We start from the raw sequence: 18,243 nt of genomic DNA, 5'->3' as shown, positions 1-18,243 counted from the left end.
TTTAGTTCAGTTTGGCATTGTAGATTAAATTATTTGGCATGTCTTATTAAAGTGTTTTCATGTTAATCTAAAATTGATTTTTCCATTCCCTTAATAATGTAAATGTCTGAATATCATCTATATTTACTATTTTGTATTCTGTTGATATTGCGACTTGAGTCTCATTTATATGACAACGTAGGAACGGGTTTATGGCTTTTTCTGTCGCGATTGTGCTAGGGATGGTTGGTATGTTTTGTGAGCGTAATTGATTAACTTTATGGGCATAATCAATCAACTGTAAATTATTGGGTGTGACATGTAAGGCGAAATTAAGGTTGGATTGTGTGTATTCATGAGCACAGAAAACTTGGGTTTGGTCGGGTAAGTTTGCCAACACGGTCAACGATTGCAGCATTTGCGTCGGAGTGCCTTCGAATAACCGTCCACACCCGCCACTGAATAAGGTATCGCCACAAAATAATTTATCATCAATATAGTAGGCAATATGACCTAAAGTATGTCCTGGTACGGCTATCACCTGAGTAAGCCCTAAATGAGGTATCTCAATATTTATATCCGATGTAACTGTTAATGGGTGAGTTAAACCATCGATACGTTCGTTACTCGGACCATAAACAATAAGACTATTGTTGAAGTGCTGTTGCAGTTGTTTTATACCGCCAGTGTGGTCGCTGTGGTGGTGGGTAATGAGAATACCGACTAAGTTAAGTTCTGTGGTGGCTAAATAATCGATAACACTTTGGCCACAGCCTGGATCAACTACGTAAGCATCAAGGCTACTTGTTTGATGAATTAACCAAAGGTAGTTGTCATTAAAAGCTGGAATGGCGTGAACGTTAAGCATAATCTGACTCGAGTGATGATTGACTATCTGTTAGGGTAACGGATATCGTTAAATAACTTCAAGTGAAGTTATTCTGAAAGTATCAATGATGGTTAGCTGAACATCAAACAAGCTATGGTAAAGTTGATGGGTTGAGAAAATATGACATTTTTGCAAAGTATTAGTTGGCGGGCTCCATGTTAAAACCCCTTATTTGGCAAGATTTGCCTTTTGGTGAATTATTGCAAGCTGAGATTGAAGCTAAATTAGCCCCTTGGTGGCCGCGAATATTTGGCTATCATTTTCTTAAAGCCGGGGCGTTAAGTAGCCAGTTAAACAGTTTACATTGCAACATAGCACGACATTTTTCTGTCTATGACGGCTCAGATGCGAATATTCAGGCTGATCCGCATCATTTACCCGTACAACAAAGTGCAATTGATGCGGTGTTAAGTTGTTTTCTATTAGAATTTGAATCTGATCCTTATCAAATTTTACGAGAGTTCGACCGAGTGCTCATCAGCAGTGGTTATATTTTTATTGTCGGTTTTAATCCCATCAGTCCAGCTTTTATAGGCAAAATCTTGCCAAAATATCAAACTAAATTACCTTGGAACGGGCAGTTTTTTATGCCATCAAGGGTAAAAGATTGGCTTGGGTTACTGGGATATAAAGTATTAGCAGATGAACGGTTAATGTACCATTCGTTATTAGGCCAACGCGGGGTCAGCACACCTAATCAACCGAGCAAACCTCAACAAGCACCATTGTGGCAAAAAAGTATCGCTAACTGGCTACCTAGTACCGGCAGTGTTTACTTAATTGTGGCTCGCAAAATGACGACTCCGCTTACACCGATTAAAGATAAGTCGAAGGTAAAAGCACCCAACTGGTCAACGGCGCCATCGGCTGGCCGTAACGGATTAACTCATACTCCGAGTATTGAGACCCAGACATTGAACAGTTCAAAACCATAAAAATAACCTCCGCTCGGTTTAAGATATGAGGTCCGAAAGCCAACACCTGAATATTTGAATTATTTTCATATCAATATGCCATTTTGTACTAACAGGGCTTATTGACGAGTCAATATCTAGCTTATTGCAGGTCAGTGCAACCCTGTTAGCATGGCAAAGAACAGTTTGATAACTGTGATCATCCAGCGCGAAGGTTAAATAACTAAAACCGAATTATTCAGGATTATAACCAGTATCAACTTGTTGAGGTTTAGCTTCGGCTGCTTTGCGTGCCAATACGTCGCAACGTTCATTTTCAATATGGCCTGCATGGCCTTTTACCCAGTGCCAGTCAATCTTGTGTAATTGACTTACCGCATCTAGACGCTTCCATAAATCGACGTTTTTGACAGGTTGTTTAGTTGAGGTTATCCAGCCTTTTTTCTTCCAACCATGGATCCAAGTCATAATACCTTGGCGCATATACTGGCTATCGCTGGTTAAAATAATATTACAGGGTTCGTATAACGTTTCTAACGCGATAATTGGGGCTAAAAGTTCCATACGATTATTGGTTGTTAATGAGAATCCATCGGCGATTTCATGTTGCTGATGTTTATATTTCATTACCACGCCATAACCGCCAGGTCCTGGATTTCCTAAGCAAGAGCCATCAGTAAAAATATACAGCTGTTTGAGTTCGGCCATCAAGTTGTTACCATAGCGAAATATTCGCGCCAGTATACTCAATTTATACAAAGGCGAGGGCTGAATGAGTAAAAAATATGAACATTATTTCTAGTGCAAGTCGTCAAGTGATCCTCGATACCGAAACTACCGGTATGAACCAAGCGGGTGGACCTATTTATGTGGGCCATCGCATTATTGAAATTGGTTGTGTCGAAGTGATTAATCGTCGCTTAACAGGCCGAACGTATCACCAATATATTAATCCTGGTCAAGCGATTGATGAAGAGGCAATTCAAGTTCACGGTATTACCAATGACCGTGTGGCCAACGAACCGCGTTTTCATCAAATAGCCAAAGATTTTATCGATTTTATCGATGGTGCTGAAATTGTCGCTCATAACGCCAACTTCGATGTGAGCTTTATGGACCATGAGTTTTCAAAACTCAATCCAATTGGGCCTAAAACCAAAGACATTTGCAGTATTCTCGACAGTTTGGCCATTGCCAAACGTCTGCATCCAGGCCAAAAAAACAATCTAGATGCATTGTGTCGACGTTATGGTATCGATAATGGCCGCCGTACTTATCACGGCGCATTACTCGATGCGGAAATTCTTGCTGATGTTTACTTAATCATGACTGGTGGACAAATTAAGTTTAATTTGTCCAATGAAAAAGCGGGTCAAGAAGGTGGCGGAATTAAAAATATCGATCCTTCGGCGTTTAATCTTAAAGTCGTTGGTGCATCTGCCGATGAAATACTATTACACGAACAACGACTTGACCTCATTGCGAAGTCAGGTAAATGTCTCTGGAGAGGGTAAACCAACCTTTATGAGTGCTACTCGCGCCGGTTATCTTGCTATTCTTTGTTTATTGTTGCTGAGTCTTATCTTAGCGTGGCAACCTAATGCCCAGGCTGCAGTGGTCAATGCATCGCAAGCAGCAGAACTTAAAAATCGTTTTCGAATCGATCACATGGTCGATCATTTAACGTTGGTTATCCAACGAAGCTATGGTTCCGCTCCTGTCGTGGTCATTTTACCCGATGGCAGTAAATGGTACTCAAATCGTCATCCTCAAACGGTAAAATGGGTAGACGGTATTGCTGCTGATATGATTTATATCGAAAAACCAATGCCAGGGCCTTGGCAGTTATTGGGGAGTGTGGTTGAAGGGTCGACAATTAAAAAATTATCTGCATTAGACATTGCTGTGCAACCGTTACCGCAACCACTTTATCAGGGTGAAAGGTTGAAAGTAACAGCAAGACTCTTGGGTGATAGTTTAACCATGAGAATGCCGGGTTTGGAGTATATGGTCGAATGGACTGCTCGTTTTACCAGTGAGCATCTTCCTACTGACGATAACTTTGCAACGGGCACCATTATTGTCGGTGCTTATAAAGACAATGGTGAATTGTTGGACGAAGTACCTGATGATGGCATCTTTACCGGAAGCCATAATTTACAACAACCTACCGGTCATTATGTACTCAACGTTACCGCCCGAAATAATATATTTGAACGTGAATATGTGATGCCGTTTGAGCTATCGCCACAACCAATTACTGTCAAAATGGTGCCCAATAGCGATCCATTAAAAGGCATATGGCAGATACAATTGACGGTTGATGAATCTGTGGTGAAATTAGCAGAAACGCATTTTGAGTTTGACTTAGTCGGCCCTGCAGGATTGTTGCTGCCTATCACCTTGCAAACCATGACCAGTGCAGATCAAATTTTATACTTACCTAAAGTGACTGAGTTTGGCAGTTATCGTGTTAAAGGCAGTGCGGTTTCTACGACGGTTGATGGCCGAGAAATTGTACTCAATTTACCTGAAATGTTTTTTAATTTAGTAGAGCCCCCAGCTCCACCTCCATCAGTTGAAGAACTTGCTGAAAAAGCGGCTATTCAAGCAGAAATTGAAGAGAAAGTAGCTAAAGACGATGCAATGTTCTGGATTATTACCATTAATGGCGTACTCTTTTTTGTTGGTATTATCGGTTTGGTGATATGGCGAAAAAAACAAACGCTGGCAAAGGCGATGGCTGCGGCAGAAGAAAGGTTAAAGCAAAACCCCGTTAATGAGGATAAACCTAAAGACAGTATTCTAGAAAGCGTCGACCTAGATGATATTGATTTAAGTATGCCTGATGACAAAAACTAACCCACTGAAGTGAGTGCTTTTTGTACTAAAACTTGATAATTGTACGTTTTTTAACTAAATGAGCAAAAACAATTAAAAAACTGTTGACGATTAATTATCACAACTTTATTATTCATCGCACTTGTGTGGAGCGGTAGTTCAGTTGGTTAGAATACCGGCCTGTCACGCCGGGGGTCGCGGGTTCGAGTCCCGTCCGCTCCGCCATTCAAGTGACTGTTTACACTTAATAAAACAGATAATATTTATACTATTGTTAGTTTTATTAAGTGTATACAAACCGTTTTGGAGCGGTAGTTCAGTTGGTTAGAATACCGGCCTGTCACGCCGGGGGTCGCGGGTTCGAGTCCCGTCCGCTCCGCCAAATAAGATGAAAGCCTCTACAGCAATGTAGGGGCTTTTTTCTTATGAAAAATCAAAAGATTTGGTGTTTTACTTAGCCAGAAACCGCCCATATTAGCTAATGTTAGTGTATTTATGTAATTCCATCGCAGTTCAATAGAAACCGGCCTGTCACACCGGAGGTCGCGGATTCACTGTTTCAACATCAGCGTCCGCTCCGCCAAATAAGAAAAAAGCCTCTACAGTAATGTAGGGGCTTTTTTCTGTTCAAAAATTAACAGAATTGGTGATTCAGACTAGGATGCAATACCTACTAGATTATCAAATGTCAGCGCATTAATGTTATTCCATCGCAGTTCAATAGAAACCGGCCTGTCACGCCGGAGGTCGCGGGTTTACTGTTTCAAGATCAGCGTCCGCTCCGCCAAATAAGATGAAAGCCTCTACAGCAATGTAGAGGCTTTTTTCTGTTCAAAAATTAACAGAATTGGTGATTCAGACTAGGATGCAATACCTACTAGATTATCAAATGTCAGCGCATTAATGTTATTCCATCGCAGTTCAATAGAAACCGGCCTGTCACGCCGGAGGTCGCGGGTTCACTGTTTCAATATCAGCGTCTGCTTCGCCAAATAAGACAAAAGCCTCTACAGCAATGTAGAGGCTTTTGTCTATCTTAACATCAGCAGTACTGCCGTTTCAGGTTAGCCAATAATGTGGTAATTATTACATGGCATCGGCTTATTACTTATAGCTGGTTAACTAGAATACGTAATTGACATTGAGCTCCAGTGAGCGACCCGAACCGGCTATTTGTTGAAAACCGTTACTGCTGTCAGCCTTATATTCAGCGATACTGACACCGCCCAGAGGCAGTTGATAATACTCATCCAGTAGATTTTTCACTGCAATAGTCATTGTGGCATCATGCCATTGGATACTGCTGCTTAAATTAAGCAGTGAGTAACTGTCAGTTGTGTTTTCTAAACGCTGTTCATCCACGCGATCTTTACTTGCAACCCATTGCCAACTGAACCTATTTTGCCAATCACCTAGCTGTTGTTGCAAAGCTAGCTCTGTTTGCAAAGGTTTTATTTGATACAGCGGCTGGTCATTGTCATCTCTTTCGCCGCGAGTTGCGTTGATGTTAGCGTTAAAGCGCCATTTACCCGTGTCATTGTCTGCTAGTTGATATTCAGCATCAATGCGTGCACCAAACAGGGTGGCGTCGACATTTGTAAACTGTAAAATATGACGACTATTAGTATCGATGCTTGTGCGATTAAAGCTGCTGACCACATTGGCATCAATAAAATCGTTAATGCTGCTGTACCAAGCTGTTGCACTAAATGCTAAATCATCTTGTACTAGCTTGTAAGCCATACTCAATGTATGTGCAGTTTCTGCACTAAGGTCTGGGTTGCCTATGTAGCCGTTTGCATCGCCATACCAGCCAATCATCGTTGTGGCCATGGTGCTTTGGCCCCAACTGTATCGCTCATATAAATTGGGTGCGCGGTTCTTTTGGGCTAAACCAAGCTCTATCACTTCAGTATCACTGAGTTGATAGCGAGCTAGAAGGGTGGCATCGATGTTATTGTCATTGCGCTTTCGATAGAGGCCATTAAATTCATCTGCGGCTATGGCATTAACATTGGTCATGCCCATCATGCTCATGGTGTTATAAGGCTGAACCTCACCTGTGCTGGTTGATACGTATTCATAACGAACACCTGCAGACAGCCACCAACGTGTATTCATTGTTTGTTGCCACTCGGCATAAAGAGCTGCACGTTGGCGTTCGCCACCATTAATATTGACATAGTCATTGGGACCCATCATGGCTGAACCTTCAATCGCAGGCCATGTATCATCAAGTTGATAAACATAATATTCTTGGCCAATTAATAAGGTGCTGTCTGAGCTCATTGGTAGCTGCCAATGCAGTTGGTAACTGTAATCTTTACCCTTAGTTTTCATTGGCATCATGCCGGTTTTTTCATCGGTAAAGAAGCCCATTTGATGCTCTACATTGTGCCAGTTTGCTTGGGCTGTGAACTCGCCTTCGTTTTCAAGTGTTCGTTGATAACGTACTAATGCGCCATAACTGTCATTATTCGTCATGTCCATATACTGGTTTGCAAAACCTTGAAAGGGGATATGTTGATGAGTCAATTTGACAGCAACTTGTTGAATGTCATCTTGCCAAGCAGCGGTTAATGCATGATTTTGTGATTGGTATAAAGTGTCTAGTACTTTATCGCCATGGGCATCTGTATAGCTGTTTGCATCTTCAAATGATCCTTGGTAATTAAAGCTTAATGTTTTACTAGCAACAGTGGCATTTACACCTGCGAGAATGGCGTCATTGGTGCTTCGATAACCGCTAGATATGTTACCACTTTGCCATGTCACTGTGTCGCTATCGGTAAATACAGGGGTTAAGCTAGTGACGTTAATTACGCCTGCAATGTTATCGCCACCGGCGCTCACCGGAGAGACTCCAGCAACCACTTGGGTCGAACTAATTTGATTGGCTGACACATATGAAAGTGGCGGGTTCATCTGGTTTGCACATGATGACGTAATGTCGCTGCCATCAATGAGCACTTTGATCCGATCGCCCATCATGCCATTTAAAATCGGTAATGCAGATACGCCACCCGCTTCAGAAAAATCTACACCTTGTTTATTTAATAAGTTTTGGGCAGAACCGAGTAAATCGTTATTGGCCGCTTGTCCATGTACTTCAACCCGCTCAATGCCTTCACTATTTCGCTTATCATACTGTTCAGCCATCACTGGTTGTGTAATAGCAAACATTATAGCCAATGCAATTGATGAGTAAACCCATGGGGAATTAGTATTTAATTTAATGGTTTGCATTACTTTATTTGTCAATGTCATCACCTTTATTGTTATTTTATCAACCTTTGATGAATATATTTCAAAGGTGTTTATTAGTCTGTTAAATTATAACCTGCTAATAAATATGATGAATGCGACATAGTGTCGCAGCTTGATGAATAGCTGTCTGTGGTGATAAATGAATCATTGAGATATCAATGACACTGCATCAGTTTCTGACATGTGGATTGATGACTTTTGTATGAAATGATTATTTTAGTGCTTGTTATTTAGCGACAAGCTTGCTTATACTGCGTGACATCTTGTCGGAGTGCCATTATGGCTGAGACCGTTTATTCGGGATCCGTTGAACCTGATCAGGCTAGAACCTGCGAAGGAAACAAGCGTAATAATCATGATTATTGGGAAGATAAATAACGTATTAACACGATTGTAATTGGACGTTTACCTCCGAGTTTTTTATCGGCTTATATTCCAGTTACGTTATTACTTTAGTATTTTTCTATGTGATTATTGACGTAAGCAATAGCTTTTTTATTGTTTACTGCTGCTATCAACACCTCTCCAGACAAGCAACTCTACTCTTAATATTGAGGTTGCTAATGTCAAATCCAAACCGTCGTCAAACTCGAGCTAACGCTCAACAATTTATTGATACCCTTAAACCGTTACAACATCCTAACTCGGAAAAAGTCTATTTAGCGGGTAGTCGTGCTGATATCAACGTTGCTATGCGTCAAGTTAATCAAACTGATACCGTTATTGGTGGTACCGACGCTGAACCCATTAAACAAGCCAATCCGCCGATCATGGTTTATGACTGCGCGGGTGCTTATTCTGATCCCCTTGCTGATATCAATGTGCGTGAAGGCTTACCTAAAATCCGTCAAGCATGGATTGATGAGCGACAAGATACTGAGCAATTAACGGGTGCAAGTTCGGGTTTTACCCAACAACGACTGGCCGACGATGGACTCGATCATTTACGATTTGACGCCTTAGTCGCGCCTAAACGTGCCAAGAAGGGCAAATGCGTGACCCAAATGTATTATGCACGCCAAGGTATTATTACCCCTGAAATGGAATACATTGCCATTCGTGAAAACATGGCTCGCGCTGAAGTAACCGATAGCGTGTTGACTCAAAAAGCCCCAGGTGAGAATTTTGGTGCACATATTGGGCAACTTATCACTCCTGAGTTTGTCCGCGATGAAGTCGCCCGAGGTCGAGCAATTATTCCGCTGAATATTAACCATCCTGAAACTGAACCTATGATTATTGGGCGTAATTTTTTGGTGAAGGTGAATGCCAATATTGGTAATTCGGCGGTGACATCTTCGATTGAAGAAGAAGTTGAAAAACTCGTGTGGTCTACCCGTTGGGGCGCCGATACGGTCATGGATTTGTCGACTGGACGTTATATTCATGAAACGCGTGAGTGGCTTATCCGTAATTCGCCTGTGCCGATTGGTACTGTGCCGATTTATCAAGCATTAGAAAAGGTTAATGGCGTTGCCGAAGACCTCAGTTGGGCGGTATTTAGAGATACATTGATTGAACAAGCCGAGCAGGGCGTAGACTATTTTACGATTCATGCAGGGGTGTTATTGCGTTATGTACCCATGACCGCCAAACGCCTTACCGGCATTGTGTCGCGTGGCGGTTCAATTATGGCTAAGTGGTGTTTAAGTCATCATCAAGAAAGTTTCTTATATGAACATTTTCGCGATATTTGCCAAATTTGCGCCCAATACGATGTGTCGTTGTCGTTAGGGGATGGTATGCGCCCCGGTTCAATTGCCGACGCCAATGATGAAGCGCAATTTGCGGAATTAGAAACCTTAGGTGAATTGGTCAAAATTGCATGGGAATACGATGTGCAGACCATCATCGAAGGCCCAGGTCATGTGCCAATGCAATTGATTAAAGTCAATATGGAAAAGCAATTGGCCCTTTGTGATGAAGCGCCATTTTATACATTAGGCCCACAAACAACCGATATTGCGCCTGGCTATGATCACTTCACCTCAGGTATTGGTGCTGCCATGATGGCTTGGTACGGCGTGGCGATGTTGTGTTACGTCACCCCTAAAGAACACTTAGGTTTGCCTAACAAAGAAGATGTAAAACAAGGCTTAATTGCCTACAAGATTGCTGCCCATGCTGCGGATGTCGCTAAAGGTCATCCAGGTGCGCAAGTACGTGATAATGCATTATCAAAAGCCCGCTTTGAATTCCGTTGGGAAGATCAATATAACCTAGGTCTTGATCCTGATACCGCTCGTGCTTACCACGACGAATCGTTACCACAAGAATCAGCCAAAGTGGCTCATTTTTGTTCAATGTGTGGGCCTAAATTCTGTTCGATGAAAATAACCCACGAAGTACGTGAATATGCCGCGAATCTTGAACAAGCTGAAGCACTTAAGATTGAAGTATCTTCTGCTAGTGCTTATCAAGCTCTACATACGGCTCAAGCCATAAATCCGTCCGAAGCGATGGCGCAAAAGTCGGCAGAGTTCAAAGCGTCGGGCTCGGCGCTTTATCACGACGTCAAACCCGCAGCACAAGTTAATACTGACTTAACGGTAGAGGTTGAATAATCGCCATGAATTCATCGACATTTGTCAGTGAATCCATAACTCAAACCCCACCCATTGTCTGGACCATAGCGGGTTCAGACAGTGGTGGTGGTGCGGGGATTCAAGCTGATTTATTAACTATGCAAGACTTGTCGTGTCACGGGTGTAGCGTAATAACCACAGTAACTGCGCAAAACTCAGTCAGTGTGAGTCTTGTAGAAACCGTTTCTGAATCCATGTTGTTGGCTCAGTTCAGTAGTTTACTCGTGGATTTGCCGCCAGTGGCGATTAAAATTGGCCTGCTTGCATCCCAAGCACAGGTCGACATATTGGCTGACTGTTTGACTCAGATGCGCGCTACTCAGAAGATAGTACCTTTTGTGGTGCTTGATCCCGTCATGGTCGCCAGTAGTGGTGCTAATTTTAATTCTATCGATCTCGATTTTAGCCCTCTCATTGGTTTAATTGATTTACTAACGCCTAATCAGCACGAATTGAAGCGCTTATGTTCTCAGTATGCGTTAGCGCAATATTGTGATGTCGATAACAAGGTTGCTCAGCAACAGCAAATGATCTGCGATGCCAAATTGTTATCCGATACATTTAAATGCAATGTGCTCGCTAAAGGCGGTGATGCTCAGTGGCAGCAACAATATGCAATAGATGTATATGTGAGTAAAAACGTTAAAGGTGCCAGTATTACACACAGTAATGCGGTGTTTATGCTAAGTAGCCAGCGGATAGCAACCACCAATAATCATGGCAGTGGTTGCACATTATCATCTGCAATAGCGTGTTTTATTGCCCATGAGTTCGTGATTCATGATGCTATTGTGCTGGCAAAAGCCTACGTCAATAAGGGACTCACTTTAGGTGTAAGTCTCGGGCAAGGACCTGGTGTATTAGCCCGTACTGGTTGGCCTGCTGATTTAGGAATGATGCCATCAATCAATTTAGTATCCTCTGACTATCGCGCTCAAGATCGGTTTAAGCCAGCTCCACTGAATAGTTTTAAAGCGGTGCATCAATCCTTGGGGATTTATCCTGTTTTAGATGATCTTGGAATATTAAAAAATGTATTAAAAGCGGGCTGCAAGACGGTCCAATATCGTGCCAAGTTAGCGACTAATACCGATGCCGATACCGATACCGATAATCGGCAACGATTAACACTCGAAGCGAATATCATTGAGGCCATCAAACTCGGTCGCGAATATCATGCTCAGTTGTTTATTAATGATCATTGGCAACTGGCGATTAAACACGGTGCTTTTGGGGTTCATTTAGGCCAAGAGGATTTGCTCATTGCAGATTTAACCGCGATAGCGGCAACAGGAATGGCGTTAGGGTTATCGAGTCACAGTTATTTTGAAGCCTTGTTAGCCCACCAATGTTCGCCTTCATATATTGCTCTTGGGCATATTTTTGCTACCACGACCAAGCAAATGCCTTCCGCGCCTCAAGGGCTCAGCAAACTTAAACGTTATGCCAGTTTATTTGCGCGCCATTATCCGACAGTCGCAATTGGCGGGATAAATCTCAATAACCTTGAGCAGATTGCTGAAACCGGCGTTGGTGATGCTGCTGTTGTTAGAGCGGTAACTATGGCTGACGATCCTGCAAAAGCGTATCGAGCCTTGCATCATAAATGGTTGCAGCTTACGCGGCCTTTAGCAAAAGCCTGTTCACCTCAGGAGGGAGTATGAATTCTCTATCTGGTCTGGATTACATTCAATATTCACGCACCATGCTACTGGGTGATATTGGAGAAGCAGGGCAGCTTGCCATTATGAATAGCCCTGTAGTGATCATCGGTGTAGGAGGCTTAGGAAATGTAGTGGCGCATTATTTAGCTGCTGCGGGTGTTCAGCAAATACTGTTAATTGATCATGATGTGGTGGAATTATCCAATTTACCAAGGCAACTACTGTTCAGGGCATCTGATATTGGCCAAGCAAAAGTCAACATTGCAAAAAGTGCACTGAGTGATGCTTACCCTCAAATCAATATCGACGTGTTAGCACAACCCATTACCTCAGCGCATTTTAATCAGCTTGTTAAACGATTTACGGTAAAACCTGTAGTGTTCGATTGCACAGATAATGTCAGTGCGAGGCAATTGATAAACCAACTGTGTGTACAGCATCAGTTAACCTTGGTTAGTGGTGCTATCAGTGCATATCAGGGGCAATTATTTTGTCTTGATTTTTCGAGACCACATTCACACAGCGGTTGCTATTGTTGTTTATATCCACTTGATACCCCCATTATGCAAAATTGTACTCAAGCTGGCGTGTTTGGGCCGGCCGTGGGCATTATAGCCAGTATGCAAGCGCTGGTGGGCCTGCAGCACATCTGCAATACCTTTACGCAATACGGTGTTTTACATCGATTTAATGCTCAGGATTTACGTTGGCAGTATGCCAACATGAGTCAAGACCCACAATGTGAAGTATGTCATCAATATCCATTAACTGATCATCAGGAGCGGTCTAATGACACAAACTGATCCCCTCGAGCTAATAACCCTGCACCTTAATGGTGTCGAGCAACATGTTCGGGCCAATTTGAATTTGGCTGAACTACTTATACTCAGCGATTTACCCACTCAAGGAGTGGCCATTGTGGTCAACGATACTGTTGTGCCTCGAAGTCGTTGGATGCATGCAGTGTGTCAAGCCGATGACAATATAACCGTCTTTTCTGCCGTTGCTGGAGGTTAATAATGTTAACGATAGCCGATCATCAATTTTCGTCTCGGTTACTCACCGGAACAGGAAAATTTTCAAATCACAATACAATGTTACAAGCGATAGCAAGTTCTGGTTCGCAGTTAGTCACCTTAGCGATGAAGCGGATTGATTTGACTCGCGGCCATGACAATTTACTCGGTCCTTTGCAAAGTATGGGGGTTAAATTACTACCTAATACCGCTGGTGCGCGTAATGCCAAAGAAGCTATTTTTGCCGCTGAACTCGCTTATGAAATGCTGGGCACTAAATGGATTAAACTTGAAATTCATCCCGATCCTAAATACCTCATGCCCGATCCTATTGAAACATTAATAGCGGCTCAACACTTATGCGAAAAAGGCTATATTGTCATGCCTTATGTGCATGCTGATCCAGTCTTGTGTAGGCGCTTAGAAGAAGTCGGTTGCGCTGCGGTGATGCCACTCGGCAGTCCAATAGGCAGTAATCAAGGGTTAGCAACGGAAACATTCTTAAGCATTATTATCGAACAGGCTAATATCCCGGTAATAGTGGATGCCGGCATTGGTGCACCTTCACAAGCTTGCAGAGCTATGGAAATGGGCGCAGCTGCAGTATTGGTGAATACCGCGATTGCAAGTAGTGCCAATCCTCAGCAAATGGCTAAATGTTTTGCTGATGCGGTTGCCACAGGAAGACAAGCTTATCTTGCTGGATTAGGGGCCGTGAACAACCATGCTCACGCGACCAGTCCTTTGACCGGATTCTTGTCAGAGCCATCAATCAGTTCACTTGCAAAGTCAGTGAATAGTAAGGGGGGGTAGTATGACGTATTCAAGCGTATTTGCGCAATTAGCCCCCGAAGCATTATCGATGAAGTTGTATTCAACAACCGCCAAAGACGTTGAGTTGGCTTTGAAAAATCCAAGCGGTAATCTTGATAGCTTGTTGGCATTATTATCTCCTGCCGCAATGCCATACATTGAACCGATGGCGAAGCAAGCAGCTCAGCTGACTCGGCAGCGATTTGGTGCAAATATCGGCCTTTTCTTACCCTTATATTTATCAAACTTGTGCGCCAATGAGTGCGATTATTGTGGATTTAGTATGAGCAATAAGGTCAAGCGCAAAACTCTTACTCGTGATGAACTAGCAGCGGAAATGGCGATTATTAAACAACGTGGCTTTGATTCGATATTATTGGTGTCTGGCGAACACGAAACTAAAGTTGGAATGGAGTATTTTGAGTCGGTGCTACCGTTAGTTAGCAGGGCTTTTAATTACGTGGCAATGGAAGTGCAACCATTGGAGACTGATCAGTATCAGCGTCTTGGCAAACTAGGTGTTGATGCCGTTATGGTATACCAAGAAACATATCGTGCTCATACTTATGCTCAGCATCATACTCGCGGTAAAAAACAAGATTTTATCTATCGCTTAGATACCCCTGATCGAGTGGCAAAATCGGGTATCGATAAAATTGGCCTCGGGGTATTACTTGGGTTAGATGATTGGCGCTTAGATGCATTACTTATGGGCTTTCATCTAGATTACTTGGAAAATACCTACTGGCGCAGTCGCTACAGTATTTCACTACCTCGTTTACGTCCATGTACTGGCGGCATTACACCGAAAGTTGAATTAACCGATGCAGGATTAGTACAAATGATCTGTGCATTTAGGTTGTTTAACCCCCAGCTTGAAATCAGTTTATCCACGCGAGAGTTACCATCATTAAGGGATAATTTACTCCCTTTAGGAATTACCCACATGAGTGCAGGCAGTTCAACTCAACCAGGCGGTTATATGGCGCCAGACAGCCAACTTGATCAATTTGAAATCAGTGATAACCGCCCAGTAGAGCAAGTTGTTGAACAAATGAAGCGACGAGGAATTAATCCAGTATGGAAAGATTGGGAGATGGGTTGGGTTAACAGCTAACTTTTGTTTGAAAACTGTACATATTAGTCGGTTTAGGCCATAATAAATCGACTTTTTTAAAATCAGGAGCAGTATTATGCAAGTTCAATCAGCCTATGCGTCAGGTATGCAGGGATTGCAGAGTGCTCAACAAGGTTTAGCGCAAGCAACAACATCTGTTGCCACTCCAGATCAACAAAAACCTGCGGTGCCAAATACATCGGCACAAGATACTGTGACCTTAAGTTCTCGTGCTGTTGGGCAAACTGACACCACATCTGCTTTAGTGTCAGCGACTGAATCATCTAACCAAGCTCAAGCATCTGCTAAAGTGATTGAAGTAGCATCTGAGACTGTTGGTAGCTTGATTGATATTGAAGTGTAATCATGAATGCGGCGATGGTTTCTGCTAACACTGGGTCTGTTAATAATACTGCCCAACTTAACCACCGCAATTCTTTATCTGCACCACAAGCTCAACCGGCATCTGCTAAAGTGATAGATGCTCAGCCTGAAATCATCCATTCAAATCAAGTTAGAAACAGTTCAGTAAAAAGCAGTTCGCTCAAATCTAGCCCAATTCAAACTACAGTAACATCAGCTTTTAAAGCATCAGTCGACTTTAAACCCAATTTAAGTACGGATACTCATCAGAACGCTCCGTCAAATTCTGTTTCTGCAAATACAAATGGGGTTAAGCCGCCACAAATAGTTGCTGCAGATCCCTTCAATAGTTACAGCTTAAAAAGTGGTCCGCTCAATCTTACTGGTGTATTGAATCGTTCAGCTATTCAAACCCAGGCTACTGATGTCGCTGCTGGAACATTTGTGAGTACAGCTAAACCAGCAAGAACGAGTAATGGTGAAGTTGTTAATGCTCAACAGCCTATAGTTAATATCTTTAATCAACCCTCGGATGCTTCAGCGACAGAAACAAATACTTCAGCTGTAGCGACAAATAGGACGGAACAAAATTCATCCGTAGACGAATCGTCAGTTAATACAGAACCTCAAACGTCAAACAGTCAGGATGATTCAGCAGAGCAGCAAGTTGAGCAACAGGTAAAAGACAAGCAACAGCAAATAGAACAAGCTGAAATTAAACAGATTGATCAACTTGCACAGCGAGATACCGAAGTTAAAACTCACGAACAAGCTCACGCAGCGGTGGGCGGTAGTTTGGCACAAAGCCCGAGTTATCAATATGAAAAAGGCCCAGATGGACGTCGTTATGCTGTGGATGGTGAGGTTAATATCGATGTGTCTACTGTTGATGGTGACGCCCAAGCGACATTAACTAAAATGCAGAAAGTGTATGCAGCAGCAATGGCTCCTGTACAACCGTCTATGGCCGATATTCGCGTCGCGGCGCAAGCATTACAAAACATGAATGAAGCAAAGAAAGAGTTAATAACAAATAATTCAGATTCTGTGTCATCTTCAAAAACGAATAATTCTAGAGCTCAAAACAGTCAAACTTTAACCAATGATCCCCTTAATGCCGATGATTCAAACATAAGTCTATTGTCTCCTAATCATTCAGTATCAGCAGAACAGAGTCATTCTGCTATTGCAAACGACACAACAGCAGTTAACGATTCAACTAGTCAGTCTCTACCTTCCCCAGAACGTTATTCACAACAACATCAATCCATCGAAATCTACGTATAATATTTTCTATGTCTCTACAGTATTCATACAACACTGATTTAAGTTCGATAATTTAGCGCTGCTATATAATCTGATTCAAGATAAGAAACGCCAATAAACAGCCCTTTGCCTTGCAGACAGCATTGAATCGACTTGTAATAGAACAGTCATTTAGTTATCTATTTACTCCGTTATTCGCTTGTAAGCGACACGTCTTGCCTGAATTCGGGTTTGAGTAAAATGACAAGTTTGAAAGTGGTTAATAACTACGTTTTGATATTTCTCACCTATTATTCCAAGTTCTGATCAAGTCATTAAGCAGAACTTGGCTGAAAGCATCCTAGTAGCGCAAACCAAATCATAATGGCCCATGTTCTTTTTTGCCAAATGAACTAATTTATATGGATGACAAGATGCTTAATTGGAAGTGCAGGGCACAGGGATTGACAGATACGTGCAGAAAGAGAAGGATTCACGAACATGACAAAAATCATGTGTTATGTAGAAGCTGACTTGAATAAGTCGCCATATTGATTAAATATCTACAACACCAAATCTAAGTAAACTTTTTTTTGCTGATAATTAACCATTAAAAGGTAAGTTATGCTGTTTTAACATTAAGCTTTCTAATAATTTACAGGCAGGGCCTTGCTGATCTCTATTAGGGACAACCAGATTCAATATTGCTTTTCGATTATTACCTCCACGTAAATGCAGGCGGATGAGTTGTTTATTTTGCAGTTCTTGCTGCACAACAAAGTTCGGGATCCAACAAAAACCGATGTTGCGCGCTAAAATGGATTTTGCTTCATGAAAGTTCGATACAGTCCAACGTTGTTCCGCTTTAAGCCAACCAATATCATTGATTGCATTTATTCCCGTATCTTTAATCACAATTTGTAAATGTTGGGCTAATTGCTTGTCATCATCTATGCGTTCTAATTGCGCAAGCGGATGGTCTGGATGGCACACAAGTTCAAAATTTGATTCACATAATGGCTCTGCAATATGACCTTTAGGTGGTGTAGCACAAATAGCAATGTCTACTTCATTATTAAGCACAAGTTCATGAGTGCCGGTGATCACCGAGTCGATAATCGTTACCCTTGTACCACGACTTAGTGGTAAAAATTCGTCTAGAGCTGCCACTAACGTGTCCATAGGATAAATGATTTCTCTGGCGATCGTTAGGTTAGGTTCCCAGCCTTGACCTAAATTATTGGCGAGTTGTTCAAGCTCTTCAACCGATTGGGTTAAATGACGAGAACGACGTAATAACACTTCACCTTGCTCGGTTAAATAGGCTTTGCGACCTTTGACTTCGAGTAAGTTTATACCCAGTTGATGCTGCAGTTTTGCCACTGCATGGTTTAGCGATGATTGACTCTTATTGAGTTTTTCTGCAGCCTGAGCATAACCTCCAAAATCAACGACAGCTTGGACAATTCGCCATTGTTCTAGGGTTGATTTGGCTCTGCTCATTAAGTGTTCTCTTTATTATTGTGTAAAAATGACGAAAAATAATATCA

At 42.3% G+C, this 18,243-nt stretch carries 15 protein-coding genes, 2 tRNA genes and 1 riboswitch; of the genes, 13 read left to right on the top strand and 4 right to left on the bottom strand.

The window, feature by feature from the left end:
• Nucleotides 1-67 precede the first annotated feature (67 nt).
• The gene (gene gloB / locus SFRI_RS11385) at nucleotides 68-847 is read right to left on the bottom strand and encodes a hydroxyacylglutathione hydrolase (RefSeq protein ID WP_011637663.1); all 780 of its coding nucleotides are present in this window, start codon (nucleotides 845-847) and stop codon (nucleotides 68-70) included.
• A 176-nt stretch (nucleotides 848-1,023) separates the two neighbouring features.
• On the opposite strand from gloB, the gene SFRI_RS11380 reads away from it, so the two are divergent.
• Nucleotides 1,024-1,803 carry a methyltransferase domain-containing protein gene (locus SFRI_RS11380; protein WP_011637662.1) on the top strand — a complete coding sequence of 260 codons (780 nt, stop codon included), beginning with the start codon at nucleotides 1,024-1,026 and terminating at the stop codon, nucleotides 1,801-1,803.
• Between the two features lie 213 nt (nucleotides 1,804-2,016).
• Here the strand turns inward: SFRI_RS11380 and rnhA are convergent, their stop codons facing one another.
• A complete protein-coding gene (rnhA, locus tag SFRI_RS11375) occupies nucleotides 2,017-2,490 on the bottom strand; it encodes a ribonuclease HI (RefSeq protein ID WP_011637661.1) in 474 nt (157 codons plus the stop codon).
• Between the two features lie 77 nt (nucleotides 2,491-2,567).
• On the opposite strand from rnhA, the gene dnaQ reads away from it, so the two are divergent.
• The 4 genes from dnaQ (at nucleotide 2,568) to SFRI_RS11355 (ending at nucleotide 5,005) form a co-directional block, all read left to right on the top strand.
• Nucleotides 2,568-3,296 (top strand): DNA polymerase III subunit epsilon, encoded by a 729-nt coding sequence (dnaQ, locus tag SFRI_RS11370; RefSeq protein WP_011637660.1) that lies wholly within the window; start codon nucleotides 2,568-2,570, stop codon nucleotides 3,294-3,296.
• A 10-nt stretch (nucleotides 3,297-3,306) separates the two neighbouring features.
• On the top strand, nucleotides 3,307-4,644 hold the full coding sequence (locus SFRI_RS11365) for a TIGR03503 family protein (RefSeq protein WP_011637659.1): 1,338 nt from the start codon (nucleotides 3,307-3,309) through the stop codon (nucleotides 4,642-4,644).
• 127 nt (nucleotides 4,645-4,771) lie between these two features.
• Nucleotides 4,772-4,848: transfer RNA gene (locus tag SFRI_RS11360), tRNA-Asp, on the top strand.
• Between the two features lie 80 nt (nucleotides 4,849-4,928).
• A tRNA-Asp gene (locus SFRI_RS11355) sits at nucleotides 4,929-5,005 on the top strand.
• Between the two features lie 740 nt (nucleotides 5,006-5,745).
• On the opposite strand, the gene SFRI_RS11350 is transcribed toward SFRI_RS11355, so the two are convergent.
• Nucleotides 5,746-7,890: a TonB-dependent receptor plug domain-containing protein gene (locus tag SFRI_RS11350; RefSeq protein WP_011637658.1), complete on the bottom strand. Its 2,145-nt coding sequence runs from the start codon at nucleotides 7,888-7,890 to the stop codon at nucleotides 5,746-5,748.
• A 257-nt stretch (nucleotides 7,891-8,147) separates the two neighbouring features.
• Nucleotides 8,148-8,247: riboswitch (TPP riboswitch) on the top strand.
• A gap of 206 nt (nucleotides 8,248-8,453) precedes the next feature.
• Here SFRI_RS11350 and thiC point away from each other — a divergent pair.
• The 8 genes from thiC to SFRI_RS21020 all read left to right on the top strand — a co-directional run bounded on the left by thiC (nucleotide 8,454) and on the right by SFRI_RS21020 (nucleotide 16,735).
• Nucleotides 8,454-10,454: a phosphomethylpyrimidine synthase ThiC gene (gene thiC / locus SFRI_RS11345; RefSeq protein WP_011637657.1), complete on the top strand. Its 2,001-nt coding sequence runs from the start codon at nucleotides 8,454-8,456 to the stop codon at nucleotides 10,452-10,454.
• A gap of 5 nt (nucleotides 10,455-10,459) precedes the next feature.
• Nucleotides 10,460-12,139 (top strand): thiamine phosphate synthase, encoded by a 1,680-nt coding sequence (gene thiE, locus SFRI_RS11340; RefSeq protein ID WP_011637656.1) that lies wholly within the window; start codon nucleotides 10,460-10,462, stop codon nucleotides 12,137-12,139.
• A complete protein-coding gene (locus SFRI_RS11335; RefSeq protein ID WP_011637655.1) occupies nucleotides 12,136-12,942 on the top strand; it encodes a HesA/MoeB/ThiF family protein in 807 nt (268 codons plus the stop codon). The genes thiE and SFRI_RS11335 overlap by 4 nt, the downstream gene beginning before the upstream one ends.
• On the top strand, nucleotides 12,929-13,156 hold the full coding sequence (gene thiS, locus SFRI_RS11330; RefSeq protein WP_011637654.1) for a sulfur carrier protein ThiS: 228 nt from the start codon (nucleotides 12,929-12,931) through the stop codon (nucleotides 13,154-13,156). Before SFRI_RS11335 ends, thiS begins: the two co-directional genes overlap by 14 nt.
• A gap of 2 nt (nucleotides 13,157-13,158) precedes the next feature.
• The gene (locus tag SFRI_RS11325; RefSeq protein ID WP_011637653.1) at nucleotides 13,159-13,968 is read left to right on the top strand and encodes a thiazole synthase; all 810 of its coding nucleotides are present in this window, start codon (nucleotides 13,159-13,161) and stop codon (nucleotides 13,966-13,968) included.
• A 1-nt stretch (nucleotide 13,969) separates the two neighbouring features.
• Nucleotides 13,970-15,085: a 2-iminoacetate synthase ThiH gene (gene thiH, locus SFRI_RS11320; protein ID WP_011637652.1), complete on the top strand. Its 1,116-nt coding sequence runs from the start codon at nucleotides 13,970-13,972 to the stop codon at nucleotides 15,083-15,085.
• Nucleotides 15,086-15,161: 76 nt separating this feature from the next.
• Entirely contained in the window at nucleotides 15,162-15,449 is a 288-nt protein-coding gene (locus tag SFRI_RS11315) for a hypothetical protein (RefSeq protein WP_011637651.1), read from the top strand.
• 2 nt (nucleotides 15,450-15,451) lie between these two features.
• Complete coding sequence (locus SFRI_RS21020) at nucleotides 15,452-16,735, top strand: putative metalloprotease CJM1_0395 family protein (RefSeq protein ID WP_011637650.1); 1,284 nt, start codon at nucleotides 15,452-15,454, stop codon at nucleotides 16,733-16,735.
• Nucleotides 16,736-17,296: 561 nt separating this feature from the next.
• On the opposite strand, the gene SFRI_RS11305 is transcribed toward SFRI_RS21020, so the two are convergent.
• The gene (locus SFRI_RS11305) at nucleotides 17,297-18,196 is read right to left on the bottom strand and encodes a LysR family transcriptional regulator (protein WP_011637649.1); all 900 of its coding nucleotides are present in this window, start codon (nucleotides 18,194-18,196) and stop codon (nucleotides 17,297-17,299) included.
• Nucleotides 18,197-18,243: the final 47 nt, after the last annotated feature.

The sequence above is a fragment of the Shewanella frigidimarina NCIMB 400 genome (assembly GCF_000014705.1).
GTDB classification, from domain to species: domain Bacteria; phylum Pseudomonadota; class Gammaproteobacteria; order Enterobacterales; family Shewanellaceae; genus Shewanella; species Shewanella frigidimarina.
Note: the sequence above shows the minus strand (reverse complement) of the source record. Positions and strands in the feature narration are given on the sequence as shown.

Excerpts from the sequence above, each read along its gene's own strand:
- dnaQ (WP_011637660.1), top strand. The coding sequence starts at position 2,568 with ATGAACATTATTTCTAGTGCAAGTCGTCAAGTGATCCTCGATACCGAA.
- SFRI_RS11365 (WP_011637659.1), top strand. The coding sequence starts at position 3,307 with ATGAGTGCTACTCGCGCCGGTTATCTTGCTATTCTTTGTTTATTGTTG.
- thiH (WP_011637652.1), top strand. The coding sequence starts at position 13,970 with ATGACGTATTCAAGCGTATTTGCGCAATTAGCCCCCGAAGCATTATCG.
- SFRI_RS21020 (WP_011637650.1), top strand. The coding sequence starts at position 15,452 with ATGAATGCGGCGATGGTTTCTGCTAACACTGGGTCTGTTAATAATACT.
- SFRI_RS11325 (WP_011637653.1), top strand. The coding sequence starts at position 13,159 with ATGTTAACGATAGCCGATCATCAATTTTCGTCTCGGTTACTCACCGGA.
- thiS (WP_011637654.1), top strand. The coding sequence starts at position 12,929 with ATGACACAAACTGATCCCCTCGAGCTAATAACCCTGCACCTTAATGGT.
- thiC (WP_011637657.1), top strand. The coding sequence starts at position 8,454 with ATGTCAAATCCAAACCGTCGTCAAACTCGAGCTAACGCTCAACAATTT.
- thiE (WP_011637656.1), top strand. The coding sequence starts at position 10,460 with ATGAATTCATCGACATTTGTCAGTGAATCCATAACTCAAACCCCACCC.
- SFRI_RS11350 (WP_011637658.1), bottom strand. The coding sequence starts at position 7,890 with ATGACATTGACAAATAAAGTAATGCAAACCATTAAATTAAATACTAAT.
- SFRI_RS11380 (WP_011637662.1), top strand. The coding sequence starts at position 1,024 with ATGTTAAAACCCCTTATTTGGCAAGATTTGCCTTTTGGTGAATTATTG.
- SFRI_RS11335 (WP_011637655.1), top strand. The coding sequence starts at position 12,136 with ATGAATTCTCTATCTGGTCTGGATTACATTCAATATTCACGCACCATG.
- SFRI_RS11315 (WP_011637651.1), top strand. The coding sequence starts at position 15,162 with ATGCAAGTTCAATCAGCCTATGCGTCAGGTATGCAGGGATTGCAGAGT.
- rnhA (WP_011637661.1), bottom strand. The coding sequence starts at position 2,490 with ATGGCCGAACTCAAACAGCTGTATATTTTTACTGATGGCTCTTGCTTA.
- gloB (WP_011637663.1), bottom strand. The coding sequence starts at position 847 with ATGCTTAACGTTCACGCCATTCCAGCTTTTAATGACAACTACCTTTGG.
- SFRI_RS11305 (WP_011637649.1), bottom strand. The coding sequence starts at position 18,196 with ATGAGCAGAGCCAAATCAACCCTAGAACAATGGCGAATTGTCCAAGCT.